15 protein-coding genes and 3 tRNA genes are annotated in these 19814 nt (G+C 73.3%); 7 read left to right on the top strand and 11 right to left on the bottom strand.

Annotation, left to right across the window (positions count from 1 at the left end):
* Positions 1–80: 80 nt before the first annotated feature.
* From ABZ016_RS01920 to ABZ016_RS01905, 4 genes are all read right to left on the bottom strand, one after another.
* Positions 81–2009, bottom strand: coding sequence for an ABC transporter ATP-binding protein (locus tag ABZ016_RS01920; RefSeq protein ID WP_356914570.1), 1929 nt, complete (start codon positions 2007–2009; stop codon positions 81–83).
* On the bottom strand, positions 2009–3742 hold the full coding sequence (locus tag ABZ016_RS01915; protein WP_356914569.1) for an ABC transporter ATP-binding protein: 1734 nt from the start codon (positions 3740–3742) through the stop codon (positions 2009–2011). Before ABZ016_RS01915 ends, ABZ016_RS01920 begins: the two co-directional genes overlap by 1 nt.
* A gap of 144 nt (positions 3743–3886) precedes the next feature.
* On the bottom strand, positions 3887–5341 hold the full coding sequence (locus ABZ016_RS01910; RefSeq protein WP_356914568.1) for an FGGY family carbohydrate kinase: 1455 nt from the start codon (positions 5339–5341) through the stop codon (positions 3887–3889).
* A gap of 154 nt (positions 5342–5495) precedes the next feature.
* Entirely contained in the window at positions 5496–5801 is a 306-nt protein-coding gene (locus ABZ016_RS01905; RefSeq protein ID WP_356914567.1) for a YtxH domain-containing protein, read from the bottom strand.
* A gap of 158 nt (positions 5802–5959) precedes the next feature.
* Here ABZ016_RS01905 and ABZ016_RS01900 point away from each other — a divergent pair.
* The 3 genes from ABZ016_RS01900 to ABZ016_RS01890 all read left to right on the top strand — a co-directional run bounded on the left by ABZ016_RS01900 (position 5960) and on the right by ABZ016_RS01890 (position 6374).
* A tRNA-Asn gene (locus ABZ016_RS01900) sits at positions 5960–6032 on the top strand.
* 5 nt (positions 6033–6037) lie between these two features.
* Positions 6038–6110: transfer RNA gene (locus tag ABZ016_RS01895), tRNA-Asn, on the top strand.
* 190 nt (positions 6111–6300) lie between these two features.
* Positions 6301–6374, top strand: a tRNA-Ile gene (locus tag ABZ016_RS01890).
* Positions 6375–6561: 187 nt separating this feature from the next.
* Here the strand turns inward: ABZ016_RS01890 and ABZ016_RS01885 are convergent.
* Positions 6562–7038, bottom strand: coding sequence for a hypothetical protein (locus ABZ016_RS01885; RefSeq protein ID WP_356914566.1), 477 nt, complete (start codon positions 7036–7038; stop codon positions 6562–6564).
* Positions 7028–7501 carry a cupredoxin domain-containing protein gene (locus tag ABZ016_RS01880; RefSeq protein WP_356914565.1) on the bottom strand — a complete coding sequence of 158 codons (474 nt, stop codon included), beginning with the start codon at positions 7499–7501 and terminating at the stop codon, positions 7028–7030. Before ABZ016_RS01880 ends, ABZ016_RS01885 begins: the two co-directional genes overlap by 11 nt.
* A gap of 132 nt (positions 7502–7633) precedes the next feature.
* Here ABZ016_RS01880 and ABZ016_RS01875 point away from each other — a divergent pair, with 132 nt between their 5' ends.
* Both ABZ016_RS01875 and ABZ016_RS01870 read left to right on the top strand, forming a co-directional pair.
* Positions 7634–8209: a sigma-70 family RNA polymerase sigma factor gene (locus tag ABZ016_RS01875; protein WP_356914564.1), complete on the top strand. Its 576-nt coding sequence runs from the start codon at positions 7634–7636 to the stop codon at positions 8207–8209.
* Between the two features lie 5 nt (positions 8210–8214).
* Positions 8215–8892, top strand: coding sequence for a hypothetical protein (locus ABZ016_RS01870; RefSeq protein ID WP_356915032.1), 678 nt, complete (start codon positions 8215–8217; stop codon positions 8890–8892).
* 144 nt (positions 8893–9036) lie between these two features.
* On the opposite strand, the gene uppS is transcribed toward ABZ016_RS01870, so the two are convergent.
* Positions 9037–10773 (bottom strand): polyprenyl diphosphate synthase, encoded by a 1737-nt coding sequence (gene uppS / locus ABZ016_RS01865; protein WP_356914563.1) that lies wholly within the window; start codon positions 10771–10773, stop codon positions 9037–9039.
* Between the two features lie 224 nt (positions 10774–10997).
* Positions 10998–11681 carry an ANTAR domain-containing protein gene (locus ABZ016_RS01860; protein WP_356914562.1) on the bottom strand — a complete coding sequence of 228 codons (684 nt, stop codon included), beginning with the start codon at positions 11679–11681 and terminating at the stop codon, positions 10998–11000.
* A 186-nt stretch (positions 11682–11867) separates the two neighbouring features.
* Between ABZ016_RS01860 and ABZ016_RS01855 the strand changes: the two genes are divergently transcribed.
* Entirely contained in the window at positions 11868–12224 is a 357-nt protein-coding gene (locus ABZ016_RS01855; protein WP_356914561.1) for an STAS domain-containing protein, read from the top strand.
* A complete protein-coding gene (locus ABZ016_RS01850) occupies positions 12221–13174 on the top strand; it encodes a sensor histidine kinase (RefSeq protein ID WP_356914560.1) in 954 nt (317 codons plus the stop codon). The genes ABZ016_RS01855 and ABZ016_RS01850 overlap by 4 nt, the downstream gene beginning before the upstream one ends.
* A 19-nt stretch (positions 13175–13193) precedes the next feature.
* Here ABZ016_RS01850 and ABZ016_RS01845 read toward each other — a convergent pair whose 3' ends face one another.
* The 3 genes from ABZ016_RS01845 to ABZ016_RS01835 all read right to left on the bottom strand — a co-directional run bounded on the left by ABZ016_RS01845 (position 13194) and on the right by ABZ016_RS01835 (position 19805).
* The gene (locus ABZ016_RS01845) at positions 13194–14231 is read right to left on the bottom strand and encodes a rod shape-determining protein (RefSeq protein WP_356914559.1); all 1038 of its coding nucleotides are present in this window, start codon (positions 14229–14231) and stop codon (positions 13194–13196) included.
* 170 nt (positions 14232–14401) lie between these two features.
* Entirely contained in the window at positions 14402–18778 is a 4377-nt protein-coding gene (locus ABZ016_RS01840; RefSeq protein ID WP_356914558.1) for an SAV_2336 N-terminal domain-related protein, read from the bottom strand.
* The gene (locus tag ABZ016_RS01835) at positions 18768–19805 is read right to left on the bottom strand and encodes a MoxR family ATPase (protein WP_356914557.1); all 1038 of its coding nucleotides are present in this window, start codon (positions 19803–19805) and stop codon (positions 18768–18770) included. The genes ABZ016_RS01840 and ABZ016_RS01835 overlap by 11 nt, the downstream gene beginning before the upstream one ends.
* Between the last annotated feature and the right edge of the window lie 9 nt (positions 19806–19814).

Below are 19814 nucleotides of genomic sequence, written 5' to 3'. Positions count from 1 at the left end.
CGGCACGGGTGGGCGCAGCGGCACCCCGCCGCGCCGGGTTGCGCACCCACCCGAGCCCAGCCCCAGCGCCGGGCGACGACTCAGTCCACTTCAGCCACGGCCTGCGCGAACTGCGCCTTGTACAGCCGCGCATAAGCCCCGTCCGCCGCCAGCAACTCCCCGTGCGCCCCCTGCTCCACGATCGCCCCGTTCTCCATCACCAGAATCGCGTCCGCGTCCCGGATCGTCGACAGCCGGTGCGCGATCACGAACGACGTCCGCCCGTGCGCCAGCTTCGCCATGGCCTTCTGGATCAGCACCTCGGTCCGGGTGTCGACCGAACTCGTCGCCTCGTCCAGCACCAGGATCACCGGGTCCGACAGAAACGCCCGAGCGATCGTGATCAGCTGCTTCTCACCCGCACTGACCCCCGTCCCCTCGTCGTCGATCACCGTGTCGTACCCGTCCGGCAGCGTCCGGATGAACCGGTCCGCGTGCGCCGCCCGGGCCGCCTCCTCGATCTCGCCCCGGGTCACGTCACGGGCGGCCCCGTACGCGATGTTCTCCGCGATCGTCCCGCCGAACAGCCACGTGTCCTGCAGCACCATGCCGATCCCGGCCCGCAGTTCGTCCCGGGACATCCGCGCGATGTCGACCCCGTCGAGGGTGATACGCCCGCCGGTGACGTCGTAGAACCGCATCAGCAGATTGACGAGCGTCGTCTTGCCCGCGCCCGTAGGGCCGACGATGGCCACCGTCTGCCCGGGCTCCACCTTCAGCGACAGATCCTCGATCAGCGGCTTCTCGGGGTCGTACCGGAACGACACGTTCTCCAGCGCCACCCGCCCGCGCAGCTCCTCGGGCCGCACGCCCGGCACCGCATCGGCGCTCTGCTCCTCCGCGTCCAGCAGCTCGAAGACCCGCTCCGCCGAGGCGACACCCGACTGCACCAGGTTCGCCATGGACGCGACCTGCGTCAGCGGCATGGAGAACTGCCGCGAGTACTGGATGAAGGCCTGCACATCACCGATGGACAGCGAGCCGGAGGCGACCCGCAGCCCGCCGACGACCGCCACCAGCACGTAGTTCAGGTTCGACACGCACATCATCAGCGGCTGCATGATCCCGCTGTTGAACTGCGCCCTGAACCCGGCCTCGTACAGCTCCTCGTTCTGCTCGGCGAACTGCCGTGCCGACTCCTCCTGCCGCCCGAACACCTTCACCAGGGTGTGCCCGGTGTACATCTCCTCGATGTGCGCGTTCAGCTTGCCCGTCGTACGCCACTGCTGCACGAAGTGCGGCTGCGACCGCTTGCCCACGCGAGTCGCGACGACGAACGACAGCGGCACGGTCACCAGCGCGACCAGCGCCAGGATCCAGGAGACCCAGAACATCATGGCGAGGACGCCGATGATGGTCAGCACCGAGTTGATGAGCTGCCCCATCGACTGCTGGAGCGTCTGCCCGATGTTGTCGATGTCGTTCGTGGCGCGCGACAGCACCTCACCGCGCTGGCGTTTGTCGAAGTACGACAGCGGCAGCCGCGACAGCTTCGTCTGCACGTCCTCGCGCATCCGGAACATGGTGCGGTTGACGGCCCGGTTGACCAGCCGCGTCGCCACCGCCATCAGCAGCCCGGCCACCGTGAACACGCCGAGCGCGAGCAGCAGCACGTGCCCGACGGCGGTGAAGTCGATGCCCTCGCCCGGGGTGAAGTCGGTGCTGCGCAGCATGTCGGCGATGTCACCGTCCCCGCGCTGCCGCATCGACTCCAGGACCTGCTCCTTGCTCGCCCCCTCCGGCATGCCCCGCCCGACGATCCCCGCGAAGACCAGGTCGGTCGCCTTCCCGAGGATCTTCGGACCGACCACGCTGAGGCCGACGCTCAGCACCACGCACAGCAGCAGCACGTAGATGGTCAGCCGCTCCGGCCGGAACTGCGCGACGAGCCGTTTGCCGGACCCCTTGAAGTCCAGCGAGCGCTGGTCGGGGCCGCCCCCGGCCATCATCCGCCCCATCGGACCGGCCATCAGGCAGCCTCCGCTTCCGTGAGCTGGGAGAGCACGATCTCCCGGTAGGTCTCGTTGTCCGCCATCAGCTCGTGGTGCCGTCCGGTGCCGACGACCCGGCCCTCGTCCAGGACGACGATCCGGTCGGCGTCCCGGATGGTCGCCACCCGCTGGGCGACGATCACCACGGTGGCCTCCGAGGTCTCCTCCGCGAGCGCCGCCCGCAGCGCCGCGTCCGTCGCGTAGTCGAGCGCGGAGAAGGAGTCGTCGAAGAGGTAGATCTCGGGACGCTGCACGAGGGTCCGGGCGATCGCGAGCCGCTGCCGCTGACCACCGGAGACGTTCGTCCCGCCCTGCGCGATCGGCGCGTCGAGACCGCCCTCCAGCCGCTCCACGAAGTCCTTGCCCTGCGCCACCTCCAGCGCGTGCCACAGCTCCTCGTCGGTGGCGTCCGGGTTGCCGTACCGCAGGTTGGTCGCCACCGTGCCCGCGAAGAGATACGGCTTCTGCGGGACCAGCCCGACGGTCCTCGCGAGCAGTCGCGGATCGATGTCCGCCACCTCGACACCGTCCACGAGCACCTGTCCGTCGGTCACGTCGAACAGCCGCGGGACCAGCCCCAGCAGCGTCGACTTGCCGCTGCCCGTCGAGCCGATGACGGCGGTCGTCTCGCCCGGCCGGGCGACCAGGTCCACGGCCCGCAGCACCGGCTCCTCGGCGCCCGGGTAGCGGAAGCCCGCGCCGCGGATCTCCAGATGCCCGTGCCGGCGCAGCTCCGTGACGGGCGCGGACGGCGGCACGACGCTCGAGTCGGTGTCCAGCACCTCCTCGATGCGCTCGGCGCACACCTCCGCGCGCGGCACCATCATGAACATGAAGGTGGCCATCATCACGGACATCACGATCTGCATCAGATAGGCGAGGAACGCGGTCAGGTCGCCGATCTGCATCCCACCGCTGTCGATCCGGTGCGCACCGAACCACACCACCGCGATCGACGACAGGTTCACCACCGTCATGACGATCGGGAACATCAGCGCGAGCAGGTTGCCGGTGCCCAGCGCGAAGTCCGTGAGGTCGGTGTTGGCCTTCCGGAAGCGCTGCTGCTCGTACTCGTCGCGGACGAAGGCACGGATCACCCGGTTGCCGGTGATCTGCTCGCGCAGCACCCGGTTCACCGTGTCCAGCCGCTCCTGCATGGCCCGGAACAGCGGCCGCAGCCGCCGCACGATCAGGGTCACGCAGATGCCCAGCACCGGCACGACCGCCACCAGCACGCCCGACAGCGGCACGTCCAGACCGAGCGCCAGCACGATGCCGCCCACGCACATGATCGGCGCCGACACCATCAGCGTGAACGTCATCAGCGCCAGCATCTGCACCTGCTGGACGTCGTTCGTCGTACGGGTGATCAGCGACGGAGCCCCGAAGTGACCGACCTCACGCGCCGAGAACGACTGCACCCGGTCGAACACGGCGGCGCGCACGTCCCGCCCGAGCGCCGACGCCGTACGGGCGCCGTAGTACACGGCTCCGATGTTGCAGACGACCTGGGCCAGCGAGATGCCGATCATCAGAGCGCCGTGGCCGAGGATGTAGCCGGTGTCCCCGTTCACGACACCCCGGTCGATGATGTCCGCGTTCAGCGTGGGCAGGTAGAGCGTGGCGCAGGTCTGCAGGAACTGCAGCAGCACCAGCAGGGTGATGGGTCTCTTGTAGGGCCTGAGATAGGTCCGCAGAAGTCGTATGAGCACGCTGCTTCTCTCGGAGTGGGCGACGGAGGCGGTTGGTTGCCCCTGGCCCCTATCGTCGAACACTCCACCCGCGTTACCTCAACCGAATTAACCCAACAGGCGGTCAAGACGCCCCGGCGAGCACCGGATCTCCACGACCGGCCGCTAGGGCCGCAGCGCCCCCGGGTGGGTCTGCTCCCGCACCGCCACGAACTGCTGCCGCACCGCCTGCCCCACGGCCAGTTCCTCCCCGGGCTCCAGCACCTGAGCGACCGCGCCCTGCCAGGCAGGCGGGTTGCGCGAGTCGAGCGTGCCCTGCGACGCGCCGAGCGCCCAGGCCGCCTGCCGGGCGGCGCCGACCGCCGCGTAGTCGGCCGGCTGGGGCACGACGACCTGCGTCCCGAACAGCGACGGCGCGGCGGCCTGCACGGCGGGCAGTTCGGCGGCCGGCCCGAGCAGGAACACCCGCCGTACCTCCACGCCCCGGCCACGCAGCACGTCCAGCGCGTCCGCGAGCCCGCACAGCATGCCCTCGAACGCGGCCCGCGCCAGGTGCTCCGGCTTCATCGACTCGCGCCGCAGCCCCGCCAGGGTCCCGGCGGTGTGCGGCAGGTTCGGCGTCCGCTCACCCTCCAGATAGGGCAGCAGCACCAGACCGTGCGACCCCGGCGTCGACTTCATCGCCAGCTCCGACAGGCTCTCCAGATCGGGCAGCCCCAGCAGCTCGGCGGCCCCGCGCAGCGTCCGTACCGCGTTCAGCGTGGTGACGACGGGCAGGTGCATGCCGGTCGCGTCCGCCAGGGCGGTGATCATGCCGGAGCCGTCGACGAGCGCCTCGGGGTGCACGGCCATCACGGAGCCGGACGCGCCCAGCGACACGACCGCGTCCCCGAGGCCGATGCCCAGTCCGAACGCCGCCGCCATGGTCTCGCCGGTCCCGACGGAGATCAGCAGCCCCTCCGGCGTCGTACCGGCCGCGTCCGCCGGGCCGATCACCTCCGGCAGCATCACCTGGTGCCCGAGCGCCAGCTCGACGAGGTCGGGCCGGTAGGCGCCGGTCGCCGCCGACCAGTACCCGGTGCCGGACGCCCCGCCCCGGTCGGTCGTTCTGCGCACCGGCCGGCCCAGCAGCTGCCACACCAGCCAGTCGTGCGCCTGGAGGAGGATCGCCGTGCGCTGCGCGTTCTCCGGCTCGGTGCGGGCCAGCCAGCGCAGCTTCGTCACCGGCTGCGCGGCCTGCGGCACACACCCCACGGCCTGTGCCCACGCCTCGCGACCGCCGAGCGCGTCGACCAGATCGGCCGCGGCGACCTGCGTCCGCTTGTCGCCGCCGACCATGGCCGGACGCACCGTGTTCCCCTGCGCGTCGAGCGGCACGACGGCGTTCTGCTGCGCCGACACGCCGATCGCCTGCACACCCTCGAGGAGACCGCCGCCGGCGGCCTCGCCGAGGGACAGCAGCCACGCCTGCGGATCGACGTCGGACGGCCGGCCGCCGCCCTCGGGGCTCTCCACCGGATGCGGTGCATATCCCTGCCTGAGCACGGCTCCGGAGTCCGTGTCACAGACGACGATACGAGTGAAATCGGGTGAACTGTCCAACCCGGCGACTATCCCCATGGCCAAAATTCTGCCGCACGCTCCGCTTGGGTTGAGCAGGGGAGACCGTGCGGGGTGCGCGCCGAGTTCCGGGTGCGGCGGTGTCGTGGCTGGTCGCGCAGTTCCCCGCGCCCCTGAGGGGTGATGGGCGCACCCGGCGCCTGAGAAGGAACTGTTACGTGTTGCTGGTCCCCCAGTCGTCCTCGCCGCCGTTGTGGGTGGCCCGGTCGCGGAGGTGGCGGACCCGGTCAGCCACCGACTCGGGCACCCGGTCCCCGACCTTGTCGCTGACCACGTGGTACGCCTTGCCCGCGAACTCACGGCCCTGGTGGGCTGCGGTCTCCGCGGTGTTGCGTACGGCGGGGTTCTGCGCGAACTGCTGGGCCGTCCTCTTGAGCTGTTCGTAGCGCTCGCGTCCGGCCCTCGTGCCCAGCACGTAACCCAGGACGGCTCCGGCGACGAACGTGAGCCGGTAACGCATGGCGACCACCCTTTCCTTGCGTAGGTCTCCGGTGCGGCGTCGGCGCCGGGGAGTACCGATTGGCAAAGCACCCCCCTGCTTGCGCTAATGTATGTGTCGCAGCGAGCGCGCGCCCCCTGGCGGATACCCAGGTAGGTACGTTCGATGCAACGAGACCTTCCTCGGTAGCTCAATTGGCAGAGCAGCCGGCTGTTAACCGGCAGGTTACTGGTTCGAGTCCAGTCCGGGGAGCTCGGTCCTCCGTAGCTCAATTGGCAGAGCAGCCGGCTGTTAACCGGCAGGTTACTGGTTCGAGTCCAGTCGGGGGAGCATGGTGAACGAGGACCCCTCAACGGGGTCCTTTTTCATGTCCGTTCCCAGTTCCTGGGAACCGCGCGGCACCGGGCGCAGTCCTCATGGTCACGAAGGCCGTGCGAAGCCGCCCAGCCGAAGCAGGAGATCGTATGAGCGGCTATGCTGCGGCAGACGGCGCGCACACATGTACGCGACACGCCGCTATGGGGCGGTAGCTCAGCCGGTTAGAGCAGCGGACTCATAATCCGTCGGCCGTGGGTTCGAGTCCCACCCGCCCCACTCCGAGCGCCACCCGGCAGGAACGTTCTCACCTGCTGCGGAGCCGGATCCCTCGCCACGCCGAGGGGGTCGCCCGACCGGTCCAAGATCGTCAGCTCGCCCCCCGCTCGCCCGCTCGCGTGATTCCACGGTGGATGACACCCGCTGTCCGGGGCCAGAGCGAGCCGTTCGCCTCCACCGTGCAGGATCAACGATGTCTCGAGGTCTCCGTGCCCGGAGGGGAGCCCGTGCGATCTTGCCGACGGTAGTGGCGGCGGGGGTGCCCGCCGTGGGCCGGGTGGCTGAGAGCGGCCACCGCCAGGACGGTCAGGACGGCCGTTCCCGCCGTCTCGACGTACAGGGTCGGGCGGACCAGCTCCGCGTCGATCGACTCGGTGAAGTCGAACAGGCCCGTGGTGAGGCTCAGGACCAGTGCGCCCAGTGTGCCGGCCGTGAACAGCGCGGTGACGGCGGCGACCGTGCCGAGCCGGCGCACGGGGGTGGCGAGCAGCGCCACCGTGAGCAGGATGCCGACGACGCCGTTGAGCAGGAAGAGCGGGCCGATGGTGGCGAGGTACTGGTAGCCCTCGGCCCACAGGCGCAGATGGATCGCGGCCATCGCCGCCGTCAGGCCCGCGCCGGCCACGCGCAGGACGAGCCGGGCGGCCGTTCCTCTAGTAGCCATTGTTGTTCGACGTGTTGGTGCCGGACGAGGCCGGGGCTCCGCCGACGGTGATGCTCGTCTTCATGCCGAGGTCCTGGTGCCCGTCGACCGGACAGAACACCTTGTACGAGCCGGACTTCAGCGTCACCGTGAGGGTCGTGGACTGACCCGGATCCAGCGTCTTGCTGCGGTTCTCGCCGCCGGGCCCCTGGATCTCCAGGGCGTGTTCGTGCTGCCCCATGTTCTTCGCGGTGAAGGTGTACCGGCCGGGCTGGAACGTCCCCGTCGAGAGCTTGATGTGAAAGTCGGTCAACTGCGCCGTGACCTGGGTCCCCGAGCCGGCGGACTTCGGCGGGGGCGCGGTCGAGGCACTGCCTGTGCTGTTGCCGTAGCTACCGCCTCCACAGGCGGCGAGCACTGCCGTCAGGCCGCCGGCGGCCACACCGAGGAGGAGCACGGGTCGGCGGGTGTGCGCAATGGTCATGAGTCGGTCCTCCGGATCGTCCCCCCGCAAGAGGTACGGCGTGGACGGGCCGAGGGATTGCGGCCGGCGGGGTCGCGCCGGCGGAGAATGGGGTGAGGCAATCCATTCCGGGCGACGGAACGTATCCCTGACATGTGGCGCACGGGCCTTTCCCTCGGGCGGATACCCGACGAGGCACTGCTCACCGGTCTGACGACGGGCGACCCCGAGCTCGCCGTGGCGTTCGTACGCCGTTTCCAGCGCACCGTCTTCGGCGTGGCCCTCGCCGTCCTCGGCGACCCCCAGCTCGCCGAGGACGTGGCCCAGCAGACCTTCGAACGGGCCTGGCGGCACGCACAGGTGTACGACCCCCGGCGCGGTTCGGTACGGGCCTGGCTGACGGCCATCGCGCACAACCTGGCGATCGACGCCGTACGGGCGCGGCGGGCGAGCCCCGCCGCCCCGGAGGACCTGGACGCGCTGCTCGGCATCGTGACCGAGACACCCGAGCGGCGGGCCCTCGCCGACGACAGCGCGGAGCGGGTCCGGCGGGCGGTGGCGGAGCTGCCGAGGGAACAGGCGCGGGCCCTGGTGATGGCCGGGATCTACGGGATGACGGCGCGGGAGGTCGCGGACGCCGAGGAGGTCCCGCTGGGGACGGCGAAGACCCGGATCCGGACCGGGACGATCAAGGTGCGGGCCCTCCTCGAGGCGGAGGAGAAGCGGTGAGCGGCATGGAGTGCGAGCGGCTGCGGGACCTGGGCGCCGAGCTGGCGCTCGGGGTCCTGCCGGCCCGCGAGCGGGCCGAGGCGGTCGCCCATCTGGACCGCTGCCCGGACTGCCGGGAGCACGTCGAGCGGCTCACGGCGGTCGGTGACGGTCTGCTCGCGCTGCTGCCCGGCGCCGAGCCGCCGGTCGGTTTCGAGAGCCGGGTCGTCCGGGCCCTTGGCGCGGCGCCCGCGCGGAAGCCCCGCAGGCGCCGGCTACGGCTGGCGGCGGCCGCTGTGGTCGCTGCCCTGGCCTGCGGTTTCGGCGGGTGGGCGGTCGGCACGGTGGTCGAGGGCGCGCCGCCGACTGCCTCGCAGCGGACGGACGACCGCCTGCGGGAGGCGGCCCTGGTCTCCGACGGCCATGAGGTGGGCCGCATCTTCGCCCACACCGCCGGCGAGGGGACCGGGGGCAGGGGCTGGGTGTACATGTCCGTCGAACTCGACGGGGCCGGCCGGGGCCCGGCGCGGTGTCTGCTCGTACACGCCGACGGGTCGACGGTCCCGGTGGGTTCGTTCCCGCTCAAGGGCGGCTACGGGTCCTGGGGGTCGTCGGCCGAGGTCGATCCGGCGACGGTGACCGGCGCCCGTCTCGTCGCCCCGGACGGCAGCGTCCTGGCCACGGCGCACTTCCCGACGAGCTGATCACCGCCCCGAGCCGGGGGGGCCACCCGGCGGGGCGTCACGTGATCCTGCGTGCTCGACCTGCGCCGCCCCGAGGCGAAGGTACCCGCCGACGCCACCGAAGCAGCCGCCGTGTCCGTCCCGATCGGAGCCGTGCCGTGAGCCTTACCGACCGTCCGTCGGCGCGGTGCCGTGGCGGCGCTGGCGGTGGGTGTACGTGGTGATGGCCTGCCACAGGTGGCGGCGGTCGACGTCGGGCCAGAGCTCCGGGGTGAAGTGCAGCTCCGCGTAGGCCGTGTGCCAGGGCAGGAAGTTGGAGGTCCGCTGTTCGTTGCCGGTGCGCCAGAGCAGGTCGACGTCCGGCATGTCGGGGTGGGGCAGGTGGCGGGCGAAGTCCTCCTCGGTGATGAGGTCGGGGTCCAGACGGCCGGCTCGGGCCCGGCGGGCGAGGGCGGCGGCGGTGCGGGTGAGTTCGTCGCGGCCGCCGTAGTCGATGCACATCGTCAGCGTCAGGCCGGTGCGCGTGCGGGTGGCGCGCTCCCGCAGGTGGAGGAGGTCGACCAGGTCGGGCGGCAGGCGGTGGGCGCGGCCGTGCCAGCGCAGCCGGACGTCGAGGTCGCGGAACGGGTCGTCGGCCACTTCGCGGCGCAGCAGTCCGAGGATCGCGTCGACCTCCTGCGCGCCGCGGTTCCAGTTCTCGGTGGAGAAGGTGTAGAGCGTCAGGTGCCGCAGCCCGATGTCCAGGGCGCCGTGCACCACTTCGCGGACGGCGTCGGCGCCGGCGCGGTGGCCCTCGTGCCGGGGCAGGCCGCGGCGCTGGGCCCAGCGGCCGTTGCCGTCCATGATCACGGCGACGTGGGTGGGGAGCTGACCCGGGGGGACCGGTGGGGGCTGCCGGCCGCTGGGGTGGGGCGGTGGGCGACGGAAGACCATGGTGGGGGCCGGGCGGTCGGTCAGGGGCGGGATGGCGTGGTCGTCGCGCCGGGCCGGTGGCACCGTGAGCGGGGTCAGGCTCCAGGCCACGGAGGCGCGGACCCGGGCGGGGGCGAGAATACGGGCCCGGGTCAGGGGTGCCGGCCGGGGCGGGCGCCGGAGCAGGGCCGGGCCGGCGGAGCCGATGGCGTCCAACTGGGCGCGCAGCAGGGCCGACATGGTGTGCAGGACGGTGGCCGGGCCGGGGTGCAGGCCGCGGCTGAGGCCCTCCTGGGTCACCCACTGGCGGGCCAGTCCCGTCAGGTGGGTGACCAGGGCGGCGACGGCGGGGCTCCAGCGCCGGTGCGCCAGGTCCTGCGCCGCCCCCGGGAAGGACCGCACGGCCTCGTCGGGCAGGAGGAGGTCGCCCTGGGCGAGGTCCGCCGCCAGGTCGGTGAGGATGTCGGTGAGCCGGACGCCGTCGAGGAACTCCTCGTAGGTCTCCCGGGCGTCCAGACGGAGCGCCACGGGCACGCCCGCCCGGTCGAAGAGGGTGCGGACCTGGCCGAACCAGGGCAGCAGGTTGTCCCGGCCCCAGGTGCGCCACGCCGCCCAGTCGTCGAAGCGCCTGCCGCGGGTGTCGTCCTGGACCTGGACCATGGCGCCGCGCAGTTCGGACAGGTCCAGGCGCCAGCGGGCCGCGCTGTCCAGCAGGGCGTGGCGGATCGGGTCCGGGCTGGTGCCGGTGGGCAGTTCGCGGTGCAGCGCGGTGATCCACTCCTCGACCCGGGCGGCGCGCTCGGCCGCGGGAGCGGTCCGCTCGTCACCCAGGTCGTCGAGCGCGTTGGCCGCGGCCCACAGGGCCCAGCACGCCGGGCGCAGCACCGGGGGCACCAGCCGGATCAGCGCGTACTCCGCCGGGTCCTGCTCCCTGGTCCGGCGCCGGCACAGCTCATAGGCCGCCCGCAGCGCCGGATCGTCACCGATCACCGCCCCCGCGGTGGTCGCTCGTCGGGCTGCCGGTCGGGTGTTCGCGCGAGGCACACGACTCCCAACGAGGGCGGCACCCCGAGGTTGTGCGGCGAGCGGGTGGGACCGGCCCCTAGTCGTCGGTGCCCTCGTCCTCGGTGGCGGTGTCGTCGCGGTCGCCCTCGGCCTGGGACGGGGTGTGGTCACTCATGGGATGCCGGCCCCGTCCGGCCCCGCCCCCGGACTCAGCCCCGGCGGCGGGCGATGGCCGTCTGGAGGGCCGTGCGGAGTTCCGGGGGTGGGGGTGGGCCGTCGGTCTCGGCGCTGGCCGTCACCGCGGCCGCCACCTCGCGGAGCTTGGTGTTGGAGAGCTGGGACGTCTCGCGGAGGATGTGCCAGGCCTCGTCGGAGGTGCAGCCGTGGATGGCCATGAGGATGCCGCGGGCCTGGTCGATCACCGGGCGGGAGACGATGGCCTGGCGGAGCTGCTCGACCTCCTCCTGGAGGACGTGCAGGCGCTCCGCGCGCTCCAGGGAGACCACGGAGGAGCCCGGGACCGAAGCCGGGGCGGCGTCGGACGGCTCGGAGCGCAGCGGATCCGTGGTGTCCAGGCCCGCGAGCTCCAGGATCCGGCGCGGCTGGCCGTTCCAGTTCGTGGTCGTGACCGTCACCGAGCGCTGCCGGCCGAAGTCGCCCAGCAGGTCCAGGAACTGCAGGCCCGCCGTGTCCATGAAATGCACGCCCCCCATGTCCAGGTCCACCCGCGTGATGGTGTGCGGCAGCTCGGCCAGTGTCCTGGCCAGGGTTTCCGCGCAGCCGTGCACCAGCTCACCGCGCGGGGTGAGCTCGGCGCGTTCCGCGTCCACGCGACCACTGATGACCAGTGGATTCAGCCCTCCTGTGAGATGTGGTGATGCCGCAGTGGTCATGTCACCGCCTTCTCGGTCCTCGTCTGTCGTGTTCGTCCTCACCGGATCTGCACGACGTCACTCGCCCCCGTGGACGTCGGTGTGAGGTGCGCCTGCCCGCCGTACGGCGTACTACACACAGATGGGGGGAATGAGCTTTCGCCGGGCGGGTACGAGCGGAGTGGTCCAGAACGTGGGGAGAGGGGCGTGGACACTCCGTATCAGGTGCCGGGCGCCGGTCACCGTGGTTCCGTGCCGGGTCTGGCGGTGTTCCCGCTGGCCGGGCGGAGCGGGGTCAGGGCGGCCGGTGAGGTCGGTCTTACGACCCGTGCGATCTGGGAAGGTGTACTGGAAGAGGCCGTTCGCGAGGATGACGACGTGTACTACCTGGAGCTGTCCGACGTGACCTTCGTCGATGTCGCCGGCGCGGGTGCGCTCGCCGAAGCCGCCGGGCGGCTCGCGGACGGTCGGCGTTTCGTCGTGCGGCGGCCTCCGTCGGCCCTGCGGCGCACGCTGGACCTGCTGTGGCCCGACCAGAGGGGGATCGAGGTGGCGACGTCATGACCGCTGCCGTGACCGAACCCTCCGGGTCCCCGGAGCCCTTCGTCCACCCCGCGTTCTTCTACCGGGACGAGCAGGAGTACCTCGGCGGCACCGTCCCCTTCGTACGCGAGGCCCTGGCGGCCGGCGACCCGGTCGCGGTCGCGGTGCCCGGCAAGAACCTCGAACTGATCAGGGACGCCCTGGGCGACGCGGCCGACACCGTGCGGCTCCTGGACATGCGCGAGGCCGGACGCAACCCCGGGCGGATCATCCCCGGCGTGCTGCGCGCCTTCGCCGACGCCCAGCCCCCCGGCAGCCGCGTGCGGATCATCGGTGAGCCCATCTGGGCCGGGCGCTCCGACACCGAGTACGCGGCCTGCGTTCAGCACGAGGCGCTCATCAACGCCTCCTTCCAGGGCCGCACGGTGACCATCCTGTGCCCGTACGACGTCGGGCAGCTGCCCGAGCACGTCCTCGCCGACGCCCGTGCCACCCACCCCGTGGTCATCAGCTCCGGCTCCGACCACGCGGAGGACAGCGAGGCGTACGCGCCCGGCGACATCGTCGCCCGCTACAACGAGCCGCTGCCGCCCGTGCCGGACGCGCTGATGTTCGCCTTCGACTCCGCCTCGCTCTCCCAGGCCCGGCACGTGGCCGTCGGAGAGGGCTCGCGGCACGGCCTCAATGGCGTCAAGCTCGACGACCTGGCCCTCGCCATGGCCGAGCTGACCACCAACAGCGTGGTCCACGGCGGTGGTTCCGGCGTGCTGCGGGTGTGGACCGAGGACGGGTACGTGGTGTGCGAGGTGCGCGACCAGGGCCGCCTCGTGGACCCGCTGGCCGGGCGTCATCCCGTACCCCGCGACCAGCGCGGCGGACGCGGGCTGCTGCTGGTCAACCTGATCGCCGACCTGGTGCGGGTGCACACGGCCGACAGCGGTACGACCGTGCGCTGCTGGTTCGGCCGCTGAGGGGCCGCCCCCCGGCGGCTCACGCGCCCAGCGGATCCAGTGCCAGCGGCTCGATCCGGCCCTCCAGCATCGCGCCGAGGCCCTGGACCGCGCACACGTCCGGGCGCTCCGCGATGTGCACGGGCATGCCCGTCGCCTGCCGCAGCATCTGGTCCAGGCCCGGCAGCAGCGCGCTGCCGCCCACCATCATGATCCCCCGGTCGGCGAGGTCGGCGACCAGGTCGGGCGGGCAGTCCCGCAGCACCTTGCCGATGCCGTCCAGGATCGCGGTGAGCGGCGTCTGGATCGCGTCCCGCACGGCGGCGGTGTCGACCTGGACCGAGCGGGCCAGGCCGGTGGCGACGTCCCGCCCGTGGATCTCCGTCGAGGCCGGACCGTGCGGGGTGAGGCCGTTGCCGGAGAGGGCGAGCTGCAGCGGCCGTACCGACTGACTGGGCAGCATCAACTCGTGCTCGTGGCGCAGGTGCTGCACGATCGCGTGGTCGACGGCCTCGCCGCCCACCGGGATGCGCTCGGCGGTGACGATGGACCCGAGGGACAGCACGGCCACCTGCGTGGCCGCCGCCCCGCACACCATGATCATCGTGGCCTCGGGCTGCTCCACGGGCAGTCCGCAGCCGACGGCCGCGGCGATCAGCGTGTCCACCAGCTCCACCCGCCGGGCACCGAGACCGACCAGCGTCTCGATCGCTGCGCGCTGGGCCAGCGGGTCGGCGTCGTGCGGGGTGCAGGCCGCCGCGCGCAGGATCGGCTTGCGGCGCAGACTGCGGCGCATCTTGTCGCCGAGCAGGTGCCGCAGCATGCGCTGGGCCATCTCGATGTCGACGACGGTGCCGCCGGAGACCGGCCGTACGACCCGGATGTAGTCCGGTGTGCGGCCCGTCATCTTCTCCGCGAGTTCGCCGACCGCGATCAGCGCGCCGGTGCGGGTGTTCACGGCGGCGGCGGACGGCTGGTCGACGACGAGCCCGGCGCCCTTGACGAAGACGCGCGTGCGGGCCGCTCCCAGGTCGACGGCGAAGTGGCAGCGGCGCAACTGCTCCAGACTGGCGGTCATGGCAGGTCCTCCCGAGAGCACAGACCGTGGGGGGCCGCCAGGTGGCGGGCCTCGCAGGCGTGGGGCCGCCGGGCGGCGGTCCTCCCTGGCATCGTGCGCCGCGGGCGCCGGGGCCGCCTTTCGTGGGGGGCCGGGCGGGGCGCCGCCGAACGGGGGGTTCCGCCACCGGCCTACAGGGCGCGGGCGGCCTCCAGGAGCGGGGCCAGGGAGGTGACGGTGGTTTCGCAGCCCGCCTCGCGCAGCTGCCGGCCGGTGGTGGCGTTGCGGGCGAGGCCGATGAAGCGCAGCCCGGCCCGCTGGGCGGCGGCGAGCTCGGCGACCGTGGACCCGACGACCAGGCCCGTGGCTGCGGACCCGGCGCAGGAGTCCAGGGCACGCAGCAGGCAGTCCGGGTGCGGTGTGAGGAGCTCGAGATCCTCGGCGCGGCCGTGGACGCCGGCCAGGGGGAGCGTGCCGTAGGGCCTCAGATAGCGGTGGACTACGTCGGCGCAGGCGTCCGTGACCACGCACACCCGGCGGCCCGGGGCGTGCAGGGCGCGCAGCAGCGGCACGGCGTTGTGCGTCGCCGGGGCGTGGGGCACCGCCCGCAGTTCGAGGTCGTCGAGGCGCTCGCGCAGCACCGGCCCCAGCGGGTCCTGAGCGAAGGCCCGCAGCACGTCCAGCGGATGCGTGAACGTCTCCCGCCACCCTGCGGCCACGGCGTCCGGGCCACGGTGCTCGGCGACGAGGCCGAGCAGGTCGAGCACGGCCTCGTGCGCGGCGTTCGCCGAGAACAGGCGGGCCATGGGCCCGTCGAAGCCGAGCAGCACGGTCTCGGCGTCACCGAGGAGACCGGGCAGCGGTGGCGCCGAGGGGGCCGCGTCCTGGGGCCCGGGCAGCGCCGTGCCCTCGGCGGCCAGCTGCACCGACGCCGTCACCGACAGCCCCGGCACCGGCCACCGCCGCAGCCCGGCGTTGACCGCCCGCTGGGCCGCGCCCGCCCGGCGCAGCGGATGGCGGCGGGTGAGGCGGGCCGCCTCCTCCAGCAGATGATCGAGCAGCGACTCGGACACCCGGCCGGTCCCGGCGCGCACGAAGGCGACCGGGTCGTCCACGTGCCAGGACAGCTCGACCGACGCGGCGAACGCGCCCTTGCCGGAACTCGGCAGGGAGACCCGGTGGTGCGCCTGGTGGGTGGTGAGGTCCACCTCGTAGTACGTCGCGGGCCGGGGCGGCCCGTCGCCGTGCGGCTGGGCGGGGTTGAGGAGGGTCAGCGGGCCGTCGGGCCGCGTGTGGACGACGGCCGTGCGGCCCGGGGCCGGTATGCCGAGCCGGCGCAGGTCCCGTGTGATGAACGGGCCCCGCACCAGGTCACGGGCGGACTCGGGCTCGGGGGCGGCCGTGGCGGGGACCAGCGGGCAGTACCAGGCGACGGGCGGGGTGTCCGGGGCGCCGCCCTCGTAGACCGGCTGGAACCGCTGGGGCCCCTGGGCCGCCGAGCTGGCGGCGAACTCCTCGTACAGGGCCGGGGAGAGGACGACCTGGATGTCGGCGGGCACGGGCGGTGCCTGCGGCGGCGGGGCGGTCCCGTCCCAGAACGTCACCGTGAGGGGCGGCGGGTCCACCAGCCCGGTGAGGACCTCGGGGAGTCCGCGCAGGACCGCGACCAGCACGGGGAGGACGTAGGTGCCGGGCTCGGTGTCGACGACGTAGCCGTTGTCGCGGACCCGGACGTCGAACCGGTGGGCGGCGAGGGCGCCCCGGGAGAGCATCTCGTGCACCGCGTACTCGAGGGTGATGCGGGCCTCGGGCCGGCCGGTGAGGTCCTCGGCCTCGAAGCGGATCGTGGGGGCGGCCCGCCCGGACGACCCCTGGTCCAGTCCGTCCCGCGTGGTCTCCAGGTCCAGTCTGAGGGCGCGCAGGCGGTCCCGGGCGGCCGCGGCGGCGGGTCCCGGGACGCCGTCGAGGGGGTCGCCGTACCAGAGGTCGAGGGCGTGCTGGAGCTCGGCGGGCCCGCGCATGGTCTCGCCGAGGAGTTCCTCGCAGCGGAACGCGTCGACGTAGACGTCCGGTACGTGCAGGGCGTAGGCGTTCTGGAGGGTGATGAGGGCGCCGGGGGGCAGCACCGGCCGCAGCTCCGCGGCCAGGTTCTCGATGCGGGCGGCGGCCTGGCGTTCCGTCGGTGGTTCCTCCCACAGCCCCCGGGCCAGCTCGGAGTGGGACAGCCGCCGTCCGTGGTGGAAGAGCAGCATGCACAGCAGAGCCTGGGCTTCCGGCGAGGGGAGCTCGCGGGGAAACATGGCGTCGCTGATGCGCGGGGGACCGAGCAGCGTGACGTGCAGCGGGGCCGACCACTGGGCCATCGCGGGCAGCGCGGCGGCATAGCGGGCGGCTTCGCCCAGCCTGTGCCCGTCGATCAGGTCGAGCAGCTTCCGGTACTCGACGGGAACCGACAGGCCCCCGGCCAGCTGCTTGAGCAGCCAGCGGAACTCGGCCAAGTCCGACTCGGGGTCCTTGCCCCGCGACTCCTCGCCCAGGGCGACCCGGCTGATCAGCACGGTGCCGTCGGGCCGCAGCAACAGACCCTCGGGTCCGCGCTCCCCACGCACCAGACCGCGGGCGTGGAGGGCTTCGAGGCCGGCCAGGCCCTGGTGGACCAGGCGGACGAACATCCGGAAGGTGACTCCCGAGAGCACTTCGGCCAGCGTCAGCCCGTCCACGAACTCCGTGACCACGTACGGAGTGTCGCCCTCCACCTCGAAGTCGAGCACCCGCACGACATGCGGATCGTCCAGCCCGGCCAGCTCACGCGCCTGGCTCAGGAACCGCTCGTGCGGCGCGGGCTGCTCGCGGTGGCGGCGTACGACCACCTGCCGACCGTCACGGACGTCCACGGCTTTCCACAGGTGACGGTTCGCCCCTCGCAACCCGGTCAGCCGGTACCGCCCGCCGATCAGCCGCTCCGGCGGCGCCCCCTCCCCGCCCAGCCGTCGCACCGTCTCCTCGCTCACCGTCGCGAACGCCCTGCCCGGGTCGCCCTGACCACCCTGGCCGCCGGCCGTCTCGGCCCGGAACTCCCCGGCCGCGAGCCCCGCCCGCTCGTCGATCAGTCCGCCGACCTGTGCGAGGAACTCGTGGGTCCGGCCGCGGGCCGTGCGGGGCAGGGAGCGCAGCAGCAACTCCCGTACGCCGGGCCGGAACTCGTAGGAGCCCGGCGGCCCGGGGACGGAGGTGAGCATGCCGCTGAGGATCACCTCGGCGAGGTGCTGAGGGCGCGGGTCGCGGTCCAGGGTGCGCTGCACGAGACGCATCACCGGGACCGAGGGAACCGCCAGCGCGAGGTGCCCGGCGAGCCGGAAGGCCTCCGGGGACGCGGTCGCGCGGAAGCGCAGCACCAGGTCCTCCGGGGAGGACGAGGCGAGGTCGGGGGCCGGTTCGGCGGGCGGTGCGGGAGCCGGCGGCAGCCAGGCCACCGCGCCGGGTGTGCGGGCGCCGCCCGGGTCGGCGACCAGGGCCGCCCAGTGGGCGAGCCAGGGGGCGCCCGGTTCCAGGACGGGAACCGGGACGGCCTGGTCGGGGGCGGGCGCGTCCTCGTACGGGGTGAAGGCCAGTGTCGCCGAGGGCGCCGCCGTGGACGGCGCGGTGAGCAGGCCGGGTTCGGCGGGGAGCGCCGTGGTGGGCCAGAGGTGCTCCGGGAGGGGCTGGACCACGGCGAGCGGCATGTGGTGGGCCCAGTGCCGCAGGGTGCGGTACCAGCGGTCGCCCGCCTCGCCCGGACGCCACTGCGGGCCCATGCAGTCGCTGAGGACGAGCGTGACGGTGCGGCCGTCGTCGAGGACGGGGACCTGGCGGGCCCGGCCGTCGGGTGTGGCCGGGTGCAGTCCGACCGTGCGGAAGATGCCCGACTGGGCGAGCGCCGCGTGCAGTTCGGTCACGAGCGGGCGCCAGACCGGCATGGTGGGGCCGGTGTCGTGCACGAGGTTGAGGCGCAGCCAGCGGTCGGGAGCCGGGCGCAGCACGGGGAACCACACGTCGGGGTGGGCGCCGAGCCGGGCGATCCGGTCGGCCGTGGCCCGCTCGTCCAGCACCCGGGCGTGCGGGGAGGGCACCTTGCGCTTCAGCGGGCGCAGGGCGCGTTGCAGCGCCAGCGGGTGCGGGAGCATCGGGGGCGCGGGGGCGAGCAGGGGCGATCCGCCGCCGCCCGGGTGGTCGGGCCGGTGGTGCGGGGTGCGGGGGGCGGGCAGGCTGAGGGGAACGCGGCCGGGGTCGGGGCCGGTCGGCTCCGGGGCCTGGCGGGGCGGGTCCGGCTGTGGGGGGACCTGAGCGCCGTTCTCGTCAGCGGCGTCAGTGGCGTCAGTGGCGTCAGCGGTGCTGCCGGAGTCGGCGGGGCCGCCGGACGCGCCGACCCCCGGCGGCGTTTCCTCCGGCCCCTCCTGTGGTGCCAACTGGCCTGCCATCCACAGCAGTTCCGCCAGCTCCCGCGGTGTGGGCGAAGCGCCCGCCGCGGACAGGGCCGCGGCCAGCCGGGCGACCGGCGACGGCCGCCCGGCGCCCGGGTCAGAAACCATCGCCGTCGGCCGTCGCGCTGAGGTACGGCATCAGCTGCTCGGCGAGGTCGTCGCGGGAGTCGGCGTCCAGACCCGCGACGCCGGTGAGGTAGAGGGCGTTCAGCAGCTGGTCGGTGGCCAGTTCACCGCCGGAGGCCCGTTCCAGGAACCGGCTGATCATGCGGTCGGCGTGGCCGTCCGGGGTGTCGAGGTGGGCGCGGACGATGTCGGTGAGCTGCTCCCGGTCGGGGCGGCGCAGCTTCAGCCGGACGCAGCGGCGCAGGAACGCGGGCGGGAACTCGCGTTCGCCGTTGCTGGTCAGCACCACGAACGGGAAGGCCCGGCAGCGCACCCGGCCGCGGTGCACGGTGACCGGGGTGTCCGTGCCGTCCGCGAGAACCTCGGCCGTGCCGCCGCCGGAGTGGCGGGCGGCCCGCACCAGTTCGGGGATCTCGTACTGGCCCTCCTCCAGGACGTTGAGCAGATCGTTCGGCAGGTCGAGGTCGCTCTTGTCGATCTCGTCGACGAGCAGGGCGCGCGGCCGGTCGTAGGGGAGCAGGGCCGTGCCGAGCGGGCCGAGACGGAGGTGGTCCTCGACCTCGGTGGCGGAACGGCCGGAACGGCCGGAACGGTCCTGCCCGTCCCGCCGCTCCCGGGCCGCGTACAGCCGGGACAGCGGGTCGTACTGGTAGAGGCCGTCGGCGAGGGCGCTGCGGCTGGTGATGTTCCAGCGCAGGACCGGACCGAGGCGCAGCTCGCGGGCGACGGCGTAGGCCAGGGAGGACTTGCCGGTGCCGGGCGGGCCGGTGACGAGCAGCGGGCGGCGCAGGCAGAGCGCGGCGTTGACGAGCCGGACGCTCTCGGGGGTCGCCACGTACGACTTCGCCCGGTGCACACGGTCGGGGGAGACGGCCGTCGCGTCGTCGGCGTCGTGCGGCGGGGGCAGGGCGGGCCCGCCGTCGAAGGCACGCCAGGGCGGTGGGGCGGGGAGGTCGTCGATGCCGTCGTGCGGCTCGTTGCTGCCGGTGTAGACCGACCAGTGCGGCATGGGGGTGTG

It is taken from the genome of Streptomyces sp. NPDC006372 (assembly GCF_040612515.1).
GTDB lineage: Bacteria > Actinomycetota > Actinomycetes > Streptomycetales > Streptomycetaceae > Streptomyces.
This window is presented reverse-complemented; position numbering and strand designations above follow the sequence as displayed.